Origin of the sequence: Streptomyces sp. NPDC101227 (genome assembly GCF_044767545.1) — a bacterium.
Classification (GTDB): domain Bacteria; phylum Actinomycetota; class Actinomycetes; order Streptomycetales; family Streptomycetaceae; genus Streptomyces.
On sequence record NZ_JBIWOD010000004.1, the window covers coordinates 381,345 to 398,181 of the forward strand.

Below are 16,837 nucleotides of genomic sequence, written 5' to 3' on the forward strand. Positions count from 1 at the left end.
GGTCGCGACACCCCGGGGCACCGGCGGGAAAACATCCCTCACCCGGCCGTCACACGCCGGTCTTACGGCCCCAGACATACACGATGTCGTTCTTCTGCAGGACGTTCCACAGCCTCTGCGCGTCCTCCCAGAGCAGGTTGATGCAGCCGTGCGAGCCGGCGCCCGCGTAGACGTCGTCGTAGACGCCGTGCAGCGCCTCACCGCCGTCGAAGAACTGCGCGAAGGGCATCGGTGTGTGGTACAGCGAAGAGATGTGGTTCTTGTTCTTCCAGTAGATCTGGTACCTGCCGGTCCGGGTCTCCATCGTCGGCCGGCCGGAACGCATCGCCACCGGCTGGAAGATCACCTCGCCGTCCTGCTGGACCCATACGATCTGCCGGGACAGATCGACGCAGACCACGCGCTCGTTACGGTTCGGGCACCGTCCGTCGCGGTTCGGGTCCTTCTGGGCCTCGAGCAGCCGCACCACGGCGCCGGTGACCGGCCCCGCGAACCCGACGGCGGGCTCGATGCGGTGCTCGCGCTGGAACGCCTGGATCGCCTCGCAGTCACCCGTCGACTGGCGTCCGTCCACCTCCCGCTCCAGGAACTCCTCGATCGCCCGCTGCGCGGGGCCGGCGGACTTGCTGCACCGCGGCGTCGCCCCGTCCTTCCCCTGCACATCGGACCGCGGCACCAGCTCGATGTGCCGGATCGGACCGATGGGCCGCTTCGGCTCCGGGCCCTCGGGGGCGCGACCGTGCGGGATGTTCGGCGGCAGCGCCTGGTCGGGCAGCATCTGCTGCTCCTGCTGCCCCTGGAAGGGGATCGGGATGCCGGGGACCAGCCCGGACGAGTCGCCGTCATGGGGGCCCGGCTTGAGCCCGGCGTAGGGCGGCTGCGGCAGAGGCTGCGCGGCGGCCGCAGCGGCCTCCTCGGCGACCTTGTGCGGTACGGGGAGCGGCCCGGGAGCCGCCAGGCGCGCTACGGACGCCCGGGCGCCGGCCGGGGCCGGGAGTGCCGCGGGGCGGGGGTCGGCGGCCGGGTGCACTACGGGGATCGGCCCGGCGGCGGCCGCGGGCACTCCGACGAAGGTGAACAGCGAGGCGCCGATCAGCAGCGCCGGGAGGGTGCGATTCATGCACTCACCCATGCCGTGGCAGGGCGGCCGCACGGCCTGCCGCACGCCAGGTTCGCCCTGGTGGCCCGTGGCGTTCCCTCGCGGGGCGTAACGGCGCGCGTCTCGCCGGGCGTGGCGGCCGCCCCGGCATCACGTACTGCCCGCCTCAGTCCAGCACATCGCGCCACGCCTCGCCCAGGCAGTCGGCGACCTCCGTGGCCAGGATCGGCGCCCCCCGCGGCCCGGCCGCGCGGCGGGCCGCCAGGCCGTGGAGGTACGCCCCCACGGAGGCGGCATCGAGCGGCGGCAGCCCCGCGGCCAGCAGCGATCCCGTCAGGCCCGAGAGCACATCGCCGCTCCCCGCCGTCGCGAGCCAGCTCGTCCCGGTGGGGTTGACCCGTACGGGTCCGGCCGCGCCCGCCACCAGGGTCGTCGACCCCTTGAGCAGCACCGTGGCGCCGTAGCGCTCGGCCAGCTCCCGTACGGACTTCAGCCGCGCCGTCTCGATGTCCTCGCGGGCGCGCCCGAGGAGCGCCGCGGCCTCCCCGGCGTGCGGCGTCAGCAGCGTGCCGGCCGTCCGGCCCCGGACCCGCTCCGGCGTCAGGAACCGCAGCCCGTCCGCGTCCACCAGCACCGGCACATCCGCCGCCAGCACCTCCTCCAGCGCCGCCGACTCATCGCCCATCCCCGGCCCGATCACCCACGACTGCACCCGCCCCGCCTTGTCCGGCGGCCCGGCGTGCACCAGCGTCTCCGGGAACCTCGCCAGCACCGCGTCCGCCGCCGGCCCCACGTACCGCACGGCCCCCGCGCCGCCCCGCAGGGCACCGGCCACCGCCAGCACCGCCGCCCCCGGATACCGCGCGGACCCCGCGACGACGCCGACCACTCCCCGCCGGTACTTGTCGCTCTCGGCCGCCGGCCGCGGCAGCAGCTCCGCCACCTCCGCGTGCTGCAACGCCTCCGCCTCGGCGTCCCGCGGCAGCTCGAGCCCGATGTCCACCAGCCGCAGCGCCCCCGCCCGCTCCCGCGCCGGGTCGATCAGCAGCCCCGGCTTGTACGCCCCGAACGTCACCGTCGCATCGGCGTACACGGCGTCCCCGGCCACCTCGCCGCTGTCCGCGTCCACCCCGCTGGGCAGGTCGACGGCCACCACCACCGCCGACTCCCGCACCGCGCCCAGGAGTTCAGCGGCCGCGGGACGGAGCCCGCCCTTCCCCCCGATCCCGACGATCCCGTCGACGACCAGGTCGGCCCACGCCACATCGCGCCGCGCATCGTCCGAGACCCGCCCGCCGGCCGCCCGCAGCGCGGCCAGACCCCCCTGATGGGCCCGTTCGGGCGACAGCAGTACGGCGACGACCCCGGCCCCGCGCCGCGCCAGCCGGGCGCCGGCATACAGCGCGTCCCCGCCGTTGTCTCCGCTGCCGACGAGCAGCGTCACCCGGCTGCCGTACACCCGCCCCAGCAACTCCCCGCAGGCCACCGCCAGTCCGGCCGCCGCCCGCTGCATCAGGGCCCCCTCCGGCAGCCGCGCCATCAGCTCCCGCTCGGCGGCCCGTACGCTCTCCACGCTGTAGGCAGTCCTCATGACGCCCAGTCTCACACCGCGACGACGGCGGGGGCCCCGCCACACGCGCGACCCCCGCCGTACCGGCCCGTCACCCTGACCCATCGGACAGGGCCTAGCCTTCGGCGATCACCACCGCGGAGGCCACGCCCGCATCGTGACTGAGCGACACATGCCAGGAGCGCACCCCGAGTTCGGCCGCACACGCCGCGACCGTGCCGCGCACCCGCAGCCGCGGCTGCCCGCTGTCCTCGACGTAGACCTCCGCGTCCGTCCAGTGCAGCCCGCCCGGCGCGCCGAGCGCCTTGGCCACCGCCTCCTTGGCCGCGAACCGTGCCGCCAAGGAGGCGATGCCACGCCGCTCGCCGCTGGGGAGCATCAACTCCGTCTCGATGAACAGCCGCTGCGCCAGTTCCGGCGTACGCTCCAGCGCCGCCCCGAACCGGTCGATCTCGGCGACATCGATGCCGACCCCGATAATCACCCGTTCACCCGCCGTCCGCTCTCTCGCCCGTTCACTCCACCGTCACCGACTTGGCGAGATTACGCGGCTGATCGACCTCATTGCCCCGCGCGGTGGCCAGCTCGCACGCAAAGACCTGCAGGGGCACGGCGGAAACCAGCGGCTGCAACAACACCGGCGTCCGCGGAATCCGTACGAGGTGATCGGCGTACGGCACCACCGCCTCGTCGCCCTCCTCCGCAATCACAATCGTGCGCGCGCCACGCGCCCGGATTTCCTGGATGTTCGAGACGATTTTGTCGTGGAGCACGGACCGTCCGCGCGGCGACGGCACGACGACGACCACCGGCAGATCCTTCTCGATCAAAGCGATCGGGCCGTGCTTGAGCTCACCCGCCGCAAAGCCCTCCGCGTGCATGTACGCGAGTTCCTTGAGCTTCAGCGCGCCCTCCAGCGCCACCGGATATCCGACGTGCCGCCCCAGGAAAAGCACCGTGTTCTTGTCGGCGAGGCCGCGCGCCAGCTCCCGCACCGGCTCCATCGTCCCCAGCACCTTCTGCACCTGGGTCCCCATGGCCGCCAGCTCGCGCACCACGTCCTGAATCTCGTCGCCCCATTTGGTCCCCCGCACCTGCGCGAGATAGAGCGCGACGAGATAGCACGCGACCAGCTGCGTCAAAAACGCCTTGGTCGACGCCACCGCGACCTCGGGCCCGGCATGCGTATAGAGCACGGCATCCGATTCGCGCGGAATCGTCGAACCGTTCGTATTGCAGATGGCGAGCACCTTGGCGCCCTGCTCCCGCGCATGCCGCAACGCCATCAGCGTATCCATCGTCTCGCCGGACTGGCTGATGGCAATCACCAGCGTCCGCCGGTCAAGAATGGGATCGCGGTACCGGAATTCGCTCGCCAGCTCCGTCTCGCAGGGAATGCGGGTCCAGTGCTCGATGGCGTATTTGGCGATCATTCCCGCGTGATACGCCGTCCCGCACGCCACGATGACGACCTTGTCGACTTCCCGCAGCACTTCCTCGGGAATGCGGACCTCGTCGAGGGAGAGCACGCCGGAGCCGTCGATCCGCCCGAGCAGGGTGTCGGCCACGGCCTTCGGCTGCTCGGCGATCTCCTTCAGCATGAAGTAGTCGTAGCCGTCCTTCTCGGCCGCCGACGCGTCCCAGTCGACGTGGTACGCCCGCACCGGCGCCGGCGCCCCCTCGAAGTCCGTCACCGTGACGCCGTCCCGGCGCAGCTCGACGACCTGGTCCTGGCCGAGCTCCACGGCCTCCCGGGTATGCGCGATGAACGCCGCGACGTCCGACGCGAGGAACGCCTCGTCCTCGCCGATCCCCACCACCAGCGGCGAGTTGCGGCGCGCCCCGACCACCAGATCCGGCGCATCCGCATGCACCGCCACCAGCGTGAACGCCCCCTCCAGCCGCCGGCACACCTGCCGCATCGACTCCGGCAGCTCGCCGCACGACGAATACGCCTCGGCGATCAGATGCGCGACGACCTCGGTGTCCGTCTCGGAGAGCAACTCATGGCCACGGTCGGCCAGTTCGGCCCGCAGCGCGGCGAAGTTCTCGATGATCCCGTTGTGTACGACGGACACCCGCCCCGCGTTGTCCAGATGCGGATGCGCGTTCTCGTCCGTCGGACCGCCGTGCGTGGCCCACCGCGTATGCCCGATCCCCGTCGTCCCCGTGGGCAGCGGCCGGTCCGCGAGCTCCTTCTCCAGATTGGCCAGTTTCCCGGCCTTCTTGGCCGCCGCCAGGCCCCCATCGGCCAGCACGGCGACCCCCGCGGAGTCATAGCCGCGGTACTCCAGCCGCTTCAGCCCGGCCAGCACAACGTCAAGGGCGGACTGCCCGCCCACATAGCCCACGATTCCGCACATGAGTGCAGCCTACGACGAGGGCCGTTCGGCACAACGCACAAGCGCCACCGCGACGGCCGGCGCCCGCCGCCTCCCCAACGGCCCCTCCCCCGCCGCGCTCAGTACCCCCGCTCTATCCGCTCCAGCGCCTCCCGAACCGTCTCCAGGAACTCCTCGTCCTCATCCTCGTCCGTACCGGGCCTGCTGCCCCGCTCGTAGTTCGCCAGGATGTCGGCGAGGTCCTCGCCCAGGTCCTCATCGGGGAGTTCCTCGGCCAGTTCCGCCCGCACCCGGGCGGCGAAGTCCAGCATGGCGACATCCGGTGTCGCGAAGTCCGGCGCGACGCCGTCCGGTGTGGCGACATCGCCGGCATGTGCCCGGCGCTTGTCCTCGGCTCGCCGACGCAGCAGTCCCAACAGGCGCGTGCGCACGCCTACCCCCTGTCTCACCCGTCTCGTCCTTCGGCGACCGTACCGGGCAATATCCGCCGGGTACAGGCGCTCACGGCAACCTCAGGACGAACCACCCCCAACCCCTCCGCGACACCCCCACCCGGCCCCCCGGGCGGAGCCTCCCGGCGCGGCTGCGCACAATGGGCGCGTGCCCCTCACGACGGATCCGCCGCAACGACGCCGCGCCGACAGTTCGCCGTACGTCGATCTGACGCGCGCTCAGTGGAGTGCCCTGCGGGAGAAGACCCCGCTGCCCCTGACGGCCGTTGAGGTCGAACGGCTGCGCGGCCTGGGCGACGTCATCGACCTCGACGAGGTCCGCGACGTCTACCTCCCGCTCTCCCGCCTCCTCAACCTCTACGTCGGCGCGACGAGCAATCTGCGCAGCGCCTTGAACACCTTCCTGGGCGACGCGGGCGACGGCCATGGTTCCCAGCCGGGCACCCCCTTCGTCATAGGGGTCGCGGGCAGCGTCGCGGTCGGCAAGTCCACCACCGCGCGCCTGTTGCAGGCCCTGCTGGCCCGGTGGCCGGAGCATCCGCGGGTCGAGCTGGTGACCACCGACGGCTTCCTCTTCCCGAACGCCGAGCTGCACCGGCGCGGGCTGATGTCCCGCAAGGGCTTCCCCGAGTCGTTCGACCGCCGGGCGCTGACCCGCTTCGTGGCGGATGTGAAGTCGGGAAAGCGGGAGGTCACCGCCCCGGTCTACTCCCATCTCATCTACGACATCGTGCCGGGCGAACGGCTGACCGTGCACCGCCCGGACATCCTCATCGTCGAGGGCCTCAACGTCCTTCAGCCCGCCCTCCCCGGCAAGGACGGCCGCACCCGCCTCGGTCTCGCCGACTTCTTCGACTTCTCCGTCTACGTGGACGCCCGGACGGAAGACATCGAGAAGTGGTACCTGGGCCGCTTCCGGAAGCTGCGCGAGACGGCGTTCCAGAACCCGTTCTCGTACTTCCGCAAGTACACCCAGGTCTCCGAGGACGAGGCGCTGGACTACGCCCGGATGATGTGGCGCACCATCAACAAGCCCAATCTGCAGCAGAATGTCGCGCCCACCCGCGGCCGCGCCAACCTCGTACTGCGCAAGGGCCCGGACCACAAGGTGCAGCGGCTGTCGCTGCGCAAGCTCTAGGGAGTACCGCCACGTGCTGCATCTGCGCCTCATCGTGCCCGCGGACCGTACGAAGGACGTCTTGCAACTGCTGGAGTCCACCGTCGGAACCACCCACCTGGTGGTGCTGACCGGCGCCGCCCGCGATCCGGAGGGCGATGTGGTGATGTGCGATGTCGCCCGCGAGGCCGGTGACGAGCTGCTGGCCCAGCTGCGGGCGATGGACCTGGACAAACACGGCTCGATCGCCATCGAGCACATCGATCTGTCGCTGTCGCTGCGGGCGGACCGGGCCGAGGAGGAGGCGCCCGGCGAGGGCGCCGACGCCGTCCTGTGGGAGTCGCTGACCGACGCCACCCACGAGGAGTCCACGCTCTCGGTCACCTATCTGGCGTTCCTGACCCTCGCGACGATGATCGCGGCCTGTGGTGTGGTCCTGGACAACGCCATCCTGATCGTGGGCGCGATGGCGGTCGGCCCGGAGTTCGGCCCGCTGGCCGGCATCTGTACGGCGCTGGTGCAGCGCGCTCCCCGGCTGGCCTGGCGCTCCACGCTGGCGCTGATCGTCGGCTTCGCGGTGGCGATGGCGCTGACGGTCGGCTTCAGCCTGTTCATGGACGCGGTGGGCCTCTTCCACATCGAGGCCCTGGGGGCCGAGCGCCCGAACACCAACTTCATCTACCGGCCGGACTGGTTCTCGTTCGTCGTCGCGGCCCTCGCCGGCATCGCCGGGGTGCTCTCGCTGACGTCCGCGAAATCGGGCGCCCTGGTCGGCGTGGCAATCTCCGTGACCACCGTCCCGGCCGCCGCCAACGCCGCGGTCGCCCTCGCCTACGGACAGTACGGCCAGGCCCGCGGCTCATCGGAACAGCTGCTGCTCAACCTCGCCGGGATCGTGCTCGCGGGCACGCTCACCCTCCTGGCCCAGAAAGCCCTGTGGGCCCGCCGGCGCGAACGGGAGGCCGCGGACCTACCGGCGGGCACCTGACCGCCCATCGCGTACGGGCGGGCACACGGCCGCGGCCATGCACCCGCCCGTAGGCGGCGTCCCGGGCGGGCCCTAGCCCAGCGCGGACTTGACCACGTCCGCCAGCCGCTCCGCGACCGCGCGCGCCTGCTCGATGTCCGCGGCCTCGACCATCACGCGCACGAGCGGCTCGGTGCCGGAGGGACGGAGCAGTACCCGGCCGGTGCTGCCCAGGTCGCGCTCCGCCTCGGCGACGGCGTGGGTCAGCTCGGGCGAGGTGGCCACCCGCGACTTGTCGACGTCGGGGACGTTGATGAGGATCTGCGGCAGGCGCTCCATGACGCCGGCCAGGTCGGCGAGCGAGCGGCCGGTGGCGGCGACCCGGGCCGCCAGCATCAGGCCGGTCAGCGTGCCGTCCCCGGTGGTGGCGTGGTCCAGCACGATGACGTGCCCGGACTGCTCGCCGCCCAGCGCGAAGCCGTGCGCCTTCATCTCTTCCAGGACGTAACGGTCGCCGACCGCGGTCTGGACGAAGTCGATGCCCTCGCGCTCCATGGCGAGCTTGAAGCCCAGGTTGGACATGACGGTGGCGACGACGGTGTTCTTGCGCAGCGCGCCCGCCTCGCGCATGCCGAGCGCGAGGACGGCCAGGATCTGGTCGCCGTCGACCTCGTTGCCCTCGGCGTCCACGGCCAGGCAGCGGTCGGCGTCGCCGTCGTGCGCCACACCCAGGTCGGCGCCGTGTTCGACGACCGCCGCGCGCAGCAGCGACAGATGGGTGGAGCCGCAGCCGTCGTTGATGTTGAGGCCGTCGGGTGCGGTGCCGATCGTGATGACCTCGGCGCCGGCCCGCGCGAACGCCTCCGGCGAGACCCGCGCCGCCGCGCCGTGCGCCCCGTCGATGACGACCTTCAGCCCGTCGAGGCGGTTGGGCAGTACGCCGACCAGATGCGCGACATAGCTGTCGAAGCCCTCGTCGTGGACGGTGACCCGGCCCACGCCGGCCCCGGTCGGCCGCTCCCACGGCTCACCGGTGCGGTGCGCCTGGTAGGTCTGCTCGATCCGGTCCTCCAGCTCGTCGGCGAGCTTGTGGCCGCCGCGGGCGAAGAACTTGATGCCGTTGTCGGGCATCGGGTTGTGGCTGGCGGAGAGCATCACGCCGAGGTCCGCGTCGAACGTGCCGGTCAGATGCGCGACGGCCGGCGTCGGCAGTACTCCCACCCGTACGACGTCCACACCGGCACTGGCCAGCCCGGCGACGACCGCCGCCTCCAGGAACTCCCCGGACGCACGTGGATCGCGTCCGACGACCGCAACGGGCCGATGCCCCTCGAAGGTGCCGGCTTCCGCGAGCACATGCGCCGCAGCGACCGACAGACCGAGCGCGAGCTCCGCCGTCAGGTCCGCATTGGCGACGCCGCGCACACCGTCCGTGCCGAAGAGTCGTCCCACTGGTGTCCTCCGAGTGTCTGAGCTTGGACCAGATCAGTAAGTCCAGGTATACGCCCCCGGCCGCAGGTATACGCCCTGGCCGTACGTAGGTATACGCGTCCGGTCCGGATAAGCCGAACGCCCCGGCTGCACGGAAAGTGCCACCGGGGCGTTCGCCAGGAGCTGCTGGTGCAGCGAGCGCGATTAGCGCTTGCTGTACTGCGGCGCCTTACGGGCCTTCTTGAGACCGGCCTTCTTGCGCTCGACCGCACGGTCGTCACGCTTGAGGAACCCGGCCTTCTTCAGCGGGGCGCGGTTGTTGTCCACGTCCGCCTCGTTCAGCGCACGGGCGACGCCCAGACGCAGCGCACCGGCCTGGCCGGAGATGCCGCCGCCGGAGATGCGGGCGACGACGTCGTAGCGGTTGTCGAGCTCGAGCACCTTGAAGGGCTCGTTGACTTCCTGCTGGTGCACCTTGTTGGGGAAGTAGCCCTCGAGGGTGCGGCCGTTGATCTTCCACTGGCCGGTGCCCGGGATGATCCGGACGCGGGCAATGGCGTTCTTGCGACGGCCCAGGCCGGCGGCCGGCTGCGGGTCGCCGAAGCGGGAGGCGAGGGATTCGGAGGTGTACTCCGACTCCACGACCTCGGTCTCGGTGGTGTATTCCTCGACGGCCGTCTCGTCGTCGATGACGGGGGTCTCGGGAGTGGTCTCGGCCACGATGATCCTCAGATTCTCTTCGTCTTAGGGGGTGTGGCCGGACTTACTGCGCGACCTGGGTGATCTCGAACGGGACCGGCTGCTGCGCAGCGTGCGGGTGCTGGGCGCCCGCGTAGACCTTCAGCTTCGAGAGCATCTGACGGCCCAGGGTGTTCTTGGGGAGCATGCCCTTGATGGCCTTCTCGACGGCCTTCTCGGGGTTCTTGTCGAGCAGCTCGTCGTAGCGGACCGAGCGCAGACCACCCGGGAAGCCGGAGTGGCGGTACGCCAGCTTCTGGGTGCGCTTGTTGCCGGAGAGGTGCACCTTGTCGGCGTTGATGATGATGACGAAGTCACCCGTGTCAACGTGAGGGGCGTAAACCGGCTTGTGCTTGCCCCGCAGGAGGGACGCGGCCTGAGAGGCCAGACGGCCCAGGACAACGTCCTGCGCGTCAATGATGTGCCACTGGCGCTGAACATCGCCGGGCTTGGGGCTGAACGTACGCACGTCTTAGCCTTCGCTTCGAAAGTGATGGGTCCTGTACTGGTCACCAAGGCTGATCACACAGCAGGACGGCACTACGGGTGACGCAACCCGATCGTCCGTCGCCGGTCATCTGCCCGGTGGACCGGCGTAAGGGCCCCTCACGTGAGATAGAGCAAGCCAATACGCATAACGAACCAACAGAATACTGACCCGACCCCGTACGGGTCAAAACAGGCCCCGAACCGGCCCCCGGACCGGGCCCGCGCCTAGCGTTCCCGCGCCACCCTGCGCTCGTCCCAGACCGGCTCCGCGCTCTCCCGCACCACCCCGTCGGACCCGAACACCAGGAACCGGTCGAACGACTTCGCGAACCACCGGTCGTGCGTCACCGCCACCACCGTCCCCTCGTACGCCTCCAGTCCCTCCTGGAGCGCCTCCGCCGACTCCAGGTCCAGGTTGTCGGTCGGCTCGTCCAGGAGCAGCGCCGTGGTGCCCGCCAGCTCCAGGAGCAGGATCTGGAAGCGTGCCTGCTGGCCGCCCGACAGCCGCTCGAAGCGCTGCTCGGCCTGCTGCTCCAGCTCGTAGCGGCGCAGCGCGGACATCGCCTGGCCCTGGTTCCTGGCGTGCTCGGTCCACAGGATGTCGAGCAGGGTGCGGCCCAGCAGCTCGGGGTGCGCATGGGTCTGTGCGAAGTGGCCGGGCACCACACGGGCGCCCAGCTTCCACGCGCCGGTGTGCGGCACCGGATTTTCCGGATCTCCCGCCAGCAGCCGCAGGAAGTGGGACTTGCCGGAGCCGTTCGAGCCCAGGACGGCCACCCGCTCGCCGTAGAAGATCTCCAGCGAGAAGGGCTTCATCAGCCCCGTGAGCTCCAGGCCCTCGCAGGTGACCGCCCGTACGCCGGTCCGCCCGCCGCGCAGCCGCATCGTGATCTCCTGCTCGCGCGGCGGCTCCGGCGGCGGCCCGGCCTCCTCGAACTTCCGCAGCCGGGTCTGCGCGGCGGCGTACCGCGAGGCCAGCTCATGGCTGACCGAGGCCGCCTGCCGCAGCGAGATCACCAGCTTCTTGAGCTGGGCGTGCTTCTCGTCCCAGCGCCGCCGCAGCTCCTCGAAGCGGGCGAAGCGCTCCTTGCGGGCCGCGTGGTACGTACCGAAGCCGCCGCCGTGCACCCACACATCGGAGCCCGCCGGCCCCGGCTCGACGCTGATGATCTTCTCCGCGGCCGAGGCCAGCAGCTCCCGGTCGTGCGAGACGAACAGCACCGTCTTACGGGTCTCGCGCAGCTGATCCTCCAGCCAGCGCTTGCCCGGCACATCCAGATAGTTGTCCGGCTCGTCCAGCAGCAGCACCTCGTCCGTGCCGCGCAGCAGCGACTCCAGCACCAGACGCTTCTGCTCGCCGCCGGACAGCGTGCGCACCTGGCGCCACTGGGCCTTCTCGTACGGCATCCCCAGCGCCGCCGTCGTGCAGATGTCCCAGACCGTCTCGGCCTCGTAGCCGCGCGCCTCCGCCCAGTCGCTGAGCGCCTGCGCGTACGCCATCTGCGCGGCTTCGTCGTCGTCATCGGCGGTCATGAGGGCCAGCTCCGCGGCATCCACCGCGGCCGCCGCCTCCCGGATCCGCGGCTGCGCCACGGAAACCAGCAGGTCACGCACCGTACGGTCGTCCCGTACGGACCCCACGAACTGCGGCATCACGCCCAGTCCCCCGCTGACCGTCACCGCCCCGCCATGCGGCTGCAGCTCCCCCGAGATCAGCCGGAGCAGCGTCGTCTTGCCGGCGCCGTTGGCCCCGACCAGCGCGACCGAGGCCCCCTCCCCCACCCGGAAGGAGACGTCTCCCAGGAGGGTCCTCCCGTCCGGCAGGTCGTACTCCAGGTGCCCGGCTTCCAGATGTCCCATGGTCTGGATTGTCACGGCCCGCCGCGTATTCCACCAAACGGCTTTATGAAAGGGGCACCGGAGCGCCGCCTTTCCGTGCCCCGTGGGTCGTTAGGATGCGCGGCATGAGCTTTGGGCAAGGTGGGCCGTTCGACGGCCCCGGGGGATCCGGTACTCCGAACTGGGACGCGCTCGCCGAAGAGAGCGAGGCGGCCTCCCGTCGCAAACGCTGGATGCTGATCGGCGGCGGCGCGCTCGCCGCGCTCGCGGTGGCCGGCATCGTCACCGCCGCCGTCGTCAACAGCGGCGGCTCACCGGACGGCAACCCCACCGCCCGGCCCACCTCATCCGGCGAGGTCACCGAGCCGGACGACAAGCCGTCCTTCCCCGACGTCTCGGTACCGCCGCCGCCGAACCCGCGCGACTACATCACCGACCCGAAGAAGGACAAGGCGCCGCTCACCCCCTCCACGCTCTTCCCCGACAAGACCATGGTCGTCGGCGAGCACACCTACCCGCGGACGAACACCGCCACCACCAACGACTGCACCTCCGCCAGCCAGGGCCCGCTCGGCTCGCTGCTCTCGCACAACGGCTGCCGCAAGCTGCTGCGCGCCACCTACTCCAAGGGCGGCGTCTCGGTCACGGTCGGCGTCGCGCTCTTCGACTCCCCGGCCAAGGCCACCAGGGTCCTGCAGCAGCTGAAGGACGGCAGCAACATCGCACCGCTCGCCGGCGGCGGCGTCCCGTCCACGTTCTGCCAGGCCACCAGGTGCCGCACGCTGACCAACGCCACCGGCCGCTACGCGTACTTCACCATCGCCGGCTACAACAACGGCAAGGCGACGGAGACCTCCGAGACCAAGGCCCAGCAGATCGGCCGGGACGGCGCCGCGTACGCCTTCACCCGGATCACCCAGCGCGGCAAGGACCAGGCCGCGAAGGTGGCCGAGCAGCAGGCCAAGGAAGCCCGCGAGAAGGCGAAGCAGCAGTCCTGACGCCCGGATGGCGCCGCCCCGGCCCGGCGGCGCCACCGTCCCGGGCGCTCAGCAGCAGCCGCCACCCGGCAGCGACCGCTTGTTCCGTGCCTCCTTGTTACGGGTCATGAGCAGCTCGTCCGCCGGATAGCCGACCTCTTCCAGCGTCAGCCCGTGCGGCCGCACGACATGCACCGCGGAGTCCCGCACGCCCGCCGCCAGCACCTTCCCCGGCCACTCCACCGGCCGGTGCCCGTCCCCCACGAACAGCATCGCGCCCACCAGCGACCGCACCATGTTGTGGCAGAAGGCATCGGCGCGCACGGTGGCCGTGATGATCCCGTCCGCCCCCCGTACCCAGCTCAGCTCCTGGAGCGTACGGATCGTCGTCGCGCCCTCGCGCCGCTTGCAGTACGCCGCGAAGTCGTGCTCGCCCAGCAGCGGCCGCGAGGCGACGTTCATCGCCTCGACGTCCACATCCCAGTCGTGCCAGAGCACATGACCGCGCAGCAGCGGGTCGACGCCGCCGTGGTGATCGGTGACCCGGTACGCATAGCGCCGCCAGATCGCCGAGAACCGCGCGTTGAACCCGTACGGCGCCTCCGTGAGCCGCCACACCCGGACATCCTTCGGCAGCCGCCCGGCCAGCCGCCGCAGCAGCTTCTCCTCGTGCTCGGCCCACAGCTCCGCCGGCAGATCCACATGCGCCACCTGCCCGCGCGCATGCACACCCGCGTCCGTCCGCCCCGCGACGGTGAGCTCGTACGTCTGGTCCGACCGCGTCACGGTCCGCAGCGCGTCCTCGATCTCCCCCTGAACGGTCCGCTGCCCCCGGGCCTGCTTGGCCCACCCGGAAAACTCCCTGCCGTCATACGACAGGTCCATCCGCACCCGGACGTAACCGGGCTCTACCTCGTCACTCACACCAGCCATCCTCTCAACCCCGCAGGGAACGCGAAGCGGGCCCGCCCCCGAAGGGAACGGACCCGCTCACAGTCAGGCAGAGCCTCAGGCGTCCTTCGACTCCTCGGTCGCCTCGGCCGCGTTCGCAGCCTCCGCGTCCTTGGCCGCACGCTTGGTGGCGGCCTCGGCCTCACCGGTGGCCTGCTGGGCCACGGTCAGCGCCTCCACCAGCTCGATGACGGCCATGGGAGCGTTGTCGCCACGACGGTTACCGATCTTGGTGATCCGGGTGTAGCCACCCGGGCGGTTCTCGAACCGCGGGGCGATCTCGGTGAACAGCGTGTGGACGACGCTCTTGTTCGAGATCAGCTGCATGACCTGACGGCGGTTGTGAAGGTCGCCCTTCTTCGCCTTGGTCACCAGACGCTCCGCGTACGGACGCAGACGACGGGCCTTGGCCTCGGTCGTCGTGATGCGGCCGTGCTCGAAGAGGCTGGTCGCCAGGTTGCGCAGCATCAGACGCTCGTGCGCCGCGCTACCGCCCAGACGGGCACCCTTGGAGGGCTTCGGCATGGTGTTTCTCCTTCATTGCTGCACCGGCCGTATCAGGTACCGGTGTCAGTTCCCCCGAGGCGGTCGCCCCGCGGAAGACGCACACGGCAAGGGCCCGGGAATCGCTCCCCGGACCCAGCCGGTCAAACTCAGTACTGCTCGGTCTCCACGAACCCGGCGTCCGCGTCGTCGTCGGCGCCAAAGGCGTCGGCGGCGGCGGTCGGGTCGAATCCGGGCGGGCTGTCCTTGAGCGCCAGGCCCATGCCGGCCAGCTTCGCCTTGACCTCGTCGATCGACTTCGCACCGAAGTTGCGGATGTCGAGCAGGTCGGCCTCGGAGCGGGCAACGAGCTCACCCACGGAGTGGATGCCCTCGCGCTTGAGGCAGTTGTACGACCGAACGGTGAGCTCGAGCTCCTCGATCGGCAGCGCCAGGTCGGCGGCCAGGGCGGCGTCCGTGGGGGACGGGCCCATGTCGATGCCCTCGGCGTCGATGTTGAGCTCGCGGGCCAGACCGAACAGCTCGACCAGGGTCTTACCGGCCGACGCCATGGCGTCGCGCGGACGCATGGCCTGCTTGGTCTCGACGTCGACGATCAGCTTGTCGAAGTCGGTGCGCTGCTCGACACGGGTCGCCTCGACCTTGTACGTGACCTTGAGCACCGGCGAGTAGATGGAGTCGACCGGGATACGGCCGATCTCCTGGCCCACCTGCTTGTTCTGGACGGCGGAGACATAGCCGCGACCGCGCTCGACGGTCAGCTCCATCTCCAGCTTGCCCTTGCCGTTGAGCGTGGCGAGGACCAGGTCCGGGTTGTGCACCTCGACACCGGCCGGCGGCGCGATGTCGGCGGCGGTCACCAGGCCCGGGCCCTGCTTGCGCAGGTACATCACGACGGGCTCGTCGTGCTCGCTGCTCACGACCAGCTGCTTGATGTTGAGGATCAGGTCGGTGACGTCTTCCTTGACGCCCGGCACGGTGGTGAACTCGTGCAGCACGCCGTCGATACGGATGGACGTGACCGCCGCACCCGGGATCGAGGACAGAAGGGTCCGACGCAGAGAGTTGCCGAGGGTGTAGCCGAAGCCCGGCTCCAGCGGCTCGATCACGAACCGGGAGCGGTATTCGTCGACGACCTCTTCGGTCAAAGAGGGACGCTGAGCAATCAGCATGGTGTTCGATCCTTCAGTCGTGGACGCCCGCTATTTGACGCCCGCTGTACTTCAAAGGGTACGGGCGGTACGACGCCAATGGCTCCGTACCGCCCAGACCGTTCCGCTCAGCTCTTACTTGGAGTAGAGCTCAACGATCAGCTGCTCCTGCACCTGGGTGTCGATCACCTGGCGCTCGGGCATGCTGTGCACGAGGACGCGCAGCTGCGAGGGGATCGCTTCCAGCCAGGCCGGAACGGTCTTCTCGCCGGCCTCGGCCTGCGCCACCTGGAAGGGGGTCAGGTTCCGAGAGCCCTCGCGGACCTCGATGATGTCGTTCGCGGACACACGAGCCGACGGGATGTCGGTCTTGCGGCCGTTCACATTGATGTGTCCGTGACGGACCAGCTGACGGGCGTGGTCGCGGGACTTGGCGAAGCCGGCCCGGTAAACCACGTTGTCGAGGCGGGTCTCAAGGATGCGCAGAAGGTTCTCACCGGTCTTGCCGGACTTCTGGTTCGCTTCCTTGTAGTAGTTCACGAACTGCTTCTCAAGGACACCGTAGATACGGCTGCACTTCTGCTTCTCACGAAGCTGGAGCAGGTACTCGCTGTCCTTGGTGCGCCCGCGACCGTGCTCACCCGGGGGGTAAGGACGGATCTCGATCGGGCACTTTGCGCTCTCGCACTTGCTGCCCTTGAGGAACAGCTTCTGCTTCTCCCGACGGCAACGCTTGCAGTCGGCCCCGGTGTAACGCGCCATTGTCTAGTTTTCTCCTACTTCAGTGGGTCAGACGCGGCGACGCTTGGGCGGGCGGCATCCGTTGTGCGGGGTGGGGGTGACGTCCTGGATCGAGCCGACCTCGAGGCCGGTGGCCTGGAGGGAGCGGATCGCGGTCTCACGGCCGGAGCCGGGACCCTTGACGAAGACGTCGACCTTGCGCATGCCGTGCTCCTGCGCGCGGCGGGCGGCCGACTCGGCGGCCATCTGCGCGGCGAAGGGGGTGGACTTACGCGAGCCCTTGAAGCCGACGTGGCCGGCAGAGGCCCAAGAGATCACGTTGCCCGTGGGGTCCGTGATCGAAACGATCGTGTTGTTGAACGTGCTCTTGATGTGAGCGTGCCCGTGGGCGACGTTCTTCTTCTCCTTGCGGCGCACCTTCTTGGCGCCGGCCGTACGGCCCTTCGGAGGCATTCATTACTCCCGTGGA

The 16,837-nt window shown here is 70.4% G+C and carries 17 protein-coding genes; 3 read left to right on the forward strand and 14 right to left on the reverse strand.

The annotated features are described in order from the left end of the window. Window positions 1-49 precede the first annotated feature (49 nt). The 5 genes from ACIRPT_RS11290 to ACIRPT_RS11310 all read right to left on the reverse strand — a co-directional run bounded on the left by ACIRPT_RS11290 (window position 50) and on the right by ACIRPT_RS11310 (window position 5,442). Window positions 50-1,120 (reverse strand): L,D-transpeptidase, encoded by a 1,071-nt coding sequence (locus ACIRPT_RS11290; RefSeq protein WP_403825421.1) that lies wholly within the window; start codon window positions 1,118-1,120, stop codon window positions 50-52. A 145-nt stretch (window positions 1,121-1,265) separates the two neighbouring features. Continuing rightward, window positions 1,266-2,690, reverse strand: a complete 1,425-nt coding sequence (locus ACIRPT_RS11295) for an NAD(P)H-hydrate dehydratase (RefSeq protein WP_403825424.1) — start codon at window positions 2,688-2,690, stop codon at window positions 1,266-1,268. A gap of 94 nt (window positions 2,691-2,784) precedes the next feature. Further along, a complete protein-coding gene (locus ACIRPT_RS11300) occupies window positions 2,785-3,153 on the reverse strand; it encodes a holo-ACP synthase (protein ID WP_403825427.1) in 369 nt (122 codons plus the stop codon). Between the two features lie 31 nt (window positions 3,154-3,184). Continuing rightward, window positions 3,185-5,032 (reverse strand): glutamine--fructose-6-phosphate transaminase (isomerizing), encoded by a 1,848-nt coding sequence (gene glmS, locus ACIRPT_RS11305; RefSeq protein ID WP_403505616.1) that lies wholly within the window; start codon window positions 5,030-5,032, stop codon window positions 3,185-3,187. Between the two features lie 98 nt (window positions 5,033-5,130). After that, entirely contained in the window at window positions 5,131-5,442 is a 312-nt protein-coding gene (locus ACIRPT_RS11310; protein ID WP_403825430.1) for a hypothetical protein, read from the reverse strand. Between the two features lie 169 nt (window positions 5,443-5,611). On the opposite strand from ACIRPT_RS11310, the gene coaA reads away from it, so the two are divergent. Continuing rightward, on the forward strand, window positions 5,612-6,601 hold the full coding sequence (coaA, locus tag ACIRPT_RS11315) for a type I pantothenate kinase (RefSeq protein ID WP_403505621.1): 990 nt from the start codon (window positions 5,612-5,614) through the stop codon (window positions 6,599-6,601). Between the two features lie 13 nt (window positions 6,602-6,614). Further along, complete coding sequence (locus tag ACIRPT_RS11320) at window positions 6,615-7,568, forward strand: DUF389 domain-containing protein (protein ID WP_403825433.1); 954 nt, start codon at window positions 6,615-6,617, stop codon at window positions 7,566-7,568. A 72-nt stretch (window positions 7,569-7,640) separates the two neighbouring features. On the opposite strand, the gene glmM is transcribed toward ACIRPT_RS11320, so the two are convergent. From glmM to ACIRPT_RS11340, 4 genes are all read right to left on the reverse strand, one after another. Next, window positions 7,641-8,999, reverse strand: a complete 1,359-nt coding sequence (glmM, locus tag ACIRPT_RS11325) for a phosphoglucosamine mutase (RefSeq protein WP_403825436.1) — start codon at window positions 8,997-8,999, stop codon at window positions 7,641-7,643. 183 nt (window positions 9,000-9,182) lie between these two features. Next, window positions 9,183-9,698 carry a 30S ribosomal protein S9 gene (gene rpsI / locus ACIRPT_RS11330; RefSeq protein ID WP_403825439.1) on the reverse strand — a complete coding sequence of 172 codons (516 nt, stop codon included), beginning with the start codon at window positions 9,696-9,698 and terminating at the stop codon, window positions 9,183-9,185. Window positions 9,699-9,741: 43 nt separating this feature from the next. Further along, window positions 9,742-10,185 (reverse strand): 50S ribosomal protein L13, encoded by a 444-nt coding sequence (gene rplM / locus ACIRPT_RS11335; RefSeq protein WP_400066941.1) that lies wholly within the window; start codon window positions 10,183-10,185, stop codon window positions 9,742-9,744. Between the two features lie 245 nt (window positions 10,186-10,430). Beyond that, window positions 10,431-12,065: an ABC-F family ATP-binding cassette domain-containing protein gene (locus ACIRPT_RS11340; RefSeq protein ID WP_403825442.1), complete on the reverse strand. Its 1,635-nt coding sequence runs from the start codon at window positions 12,063-12,065 to the stop codon at window positions 10,431-10,433. 104 nt (window positions 12,066-12,169) lie between these two features. On the opposite strand from ACIRPT_RS11340, the gene ACIRPT_RS11345 reads away from it, so the two are divergent. Continuing rightward, window positions 12,170-13,042, forward strand: coding sequence for a hypothetical protein (locus ACIRPT_RS11345; protein ID WP_403825445.1), 873 nt, complete (start codon window positions 12,170-12,172; stop codon window positions 13,040-13,042). Window positions 13,043-13,090: 48 nt separating this feature from the next. Here the strand turns inward: ACIRPT_RS11345 and truA are convergent, their stop codons facing one another. From truA to rpsK, 5 genes are all read right to left on the reverse strand, one after another. After that, entirely contained in the window at window positions 13,091-13,945 is an 855-nt protein-coding gene (gene truA, locus ACIRPT_RS11350; RefSeq protein ID WP_403825448.1) for a tRNA pseudouridine(38-40) synthase TruA, read from the reverse strand. An 84-nt stretch (window positions 13,946-14,029) separates the two neighbouring features. Beyond that, window positions 14,030-14,497: a 50S ribosomal protein L17 gene (rplQ, locus tag ACIRPT_RS11355; RefSeq protein ID WP_403505656.1), complete on the reverse strand. Its 468-nt coding sequence runs from the start codon at window positions 14,495-14,497 to the stop codon at window positions 14,030-14,032. Between the two features lie 128 nt (window positions 14,498-14,625). Next, complete coding sequence (locus tag ACIRPT_RS11360; RefSeq protein WP_003956430.1) at window positions 14,626-15,648, reverse strand: DNA-directed RNA polymerase subunit alpha; 1,023 nt, start codon at window positions 15,646-15,648, stop codon at window positions 14,626-14,628. Window positions 15,649-15,762: 114 nt separating this feature from the next. After that, complete coding sequence (gene rpsD, locus ACIRPT_RS11365) at window positions 15,763-16,389, reverse strand: 30S ribosomal protein S4 (RefSeq protein ID WP_403825452.1); 627 nt, start codon at window positions 16,387-16,389, stop codon at window positions 15,763-15,765. A gap of 27 nt (window positions 16,390-16,416) precedes the next feature. Then, window positions 16,417-16,821: a 30S ribosomal protein S11 gene (gene rpsK, locus ACIRPT_RS11370; protein ID WP_004571845.1), complete on the reverse strand. Its 405-nt coding sequence runs from the start codon at window positions 16,819-16,821 to the stop codon at window positions 16,417-16,419. Window positions 16,822-16,837 lie beyond the last annotated feature (16 nt).

Excerpts from the sequence above, each read along its gene's own strand:
- rplQ (WP_403505656.1), bottom strand. The coding sequence starts at position 14,497 with ATGCCGAAGCCCTCCAAGGGTGCCCGTCTGGGCGGTAGCGCGGCGCAC.
- ACIRPT_RS11345 (WP_403825445.1), top strand. The coding sequence starts at position 12,170 with ATGAGCTTTGGGCAAGGTGGGCCGTTCGACGGCCCCGGGGGATCCGGT.
- ACIRPT_RS11340 (WP_403825442.1), bottom strand. The coding sequence starts at position 12,065 with ATGGGACATCTGGAAGCCGGGCACCTGGAGTACGACCTGCCGGACGGG.
- ACIRPT_RS11290 (WP_403825421.1), bottom strand. The coding sequence starts at position 1,120 with ATGAATCGCACCCTCCCGGCGCTGCTGATCGGCGCCTCGCTGTTCACC.
- ACIRPT_RS11295 (WP_403825424.1), bottom strand. The coding sequence starts at position 2,690 with ATGAGGACTGCCTACAGCGTGGAGAGCGTACGGGCCGCCGAGCGGGAG.
- rpsD (WP_403825452.1), bottom strand. The coding sequence starts at position 16,389 with ATGGCGCGTTACACCGGGGCCGACTGCAAGCGTTGCCGTCGGGAGAAG.
- ACIRPT_RS11360 (WP_003956430.1), bottom strand. The coding sequence starts at position 15,648 with ATGCTGATTGCTCAGCGTCCCTCTTTGACCGAAGAGGTCGTCGACGAA.
- rpsK (WP_004571845.1), bottom strand. The coding sequence starts at position 16,821 with ATGCCTCCGAAGGGCCGTACGGCCGGCGCCAAGAAGGTGCGCCGCAAG.
- glmS (WP_403505616.1), bottom strand. The coding sequence starts at position 5,032 with ATGTGCGGAATCGTGGGCTATGTGGGCGGGCAGTCCGCCCTTGACGTT.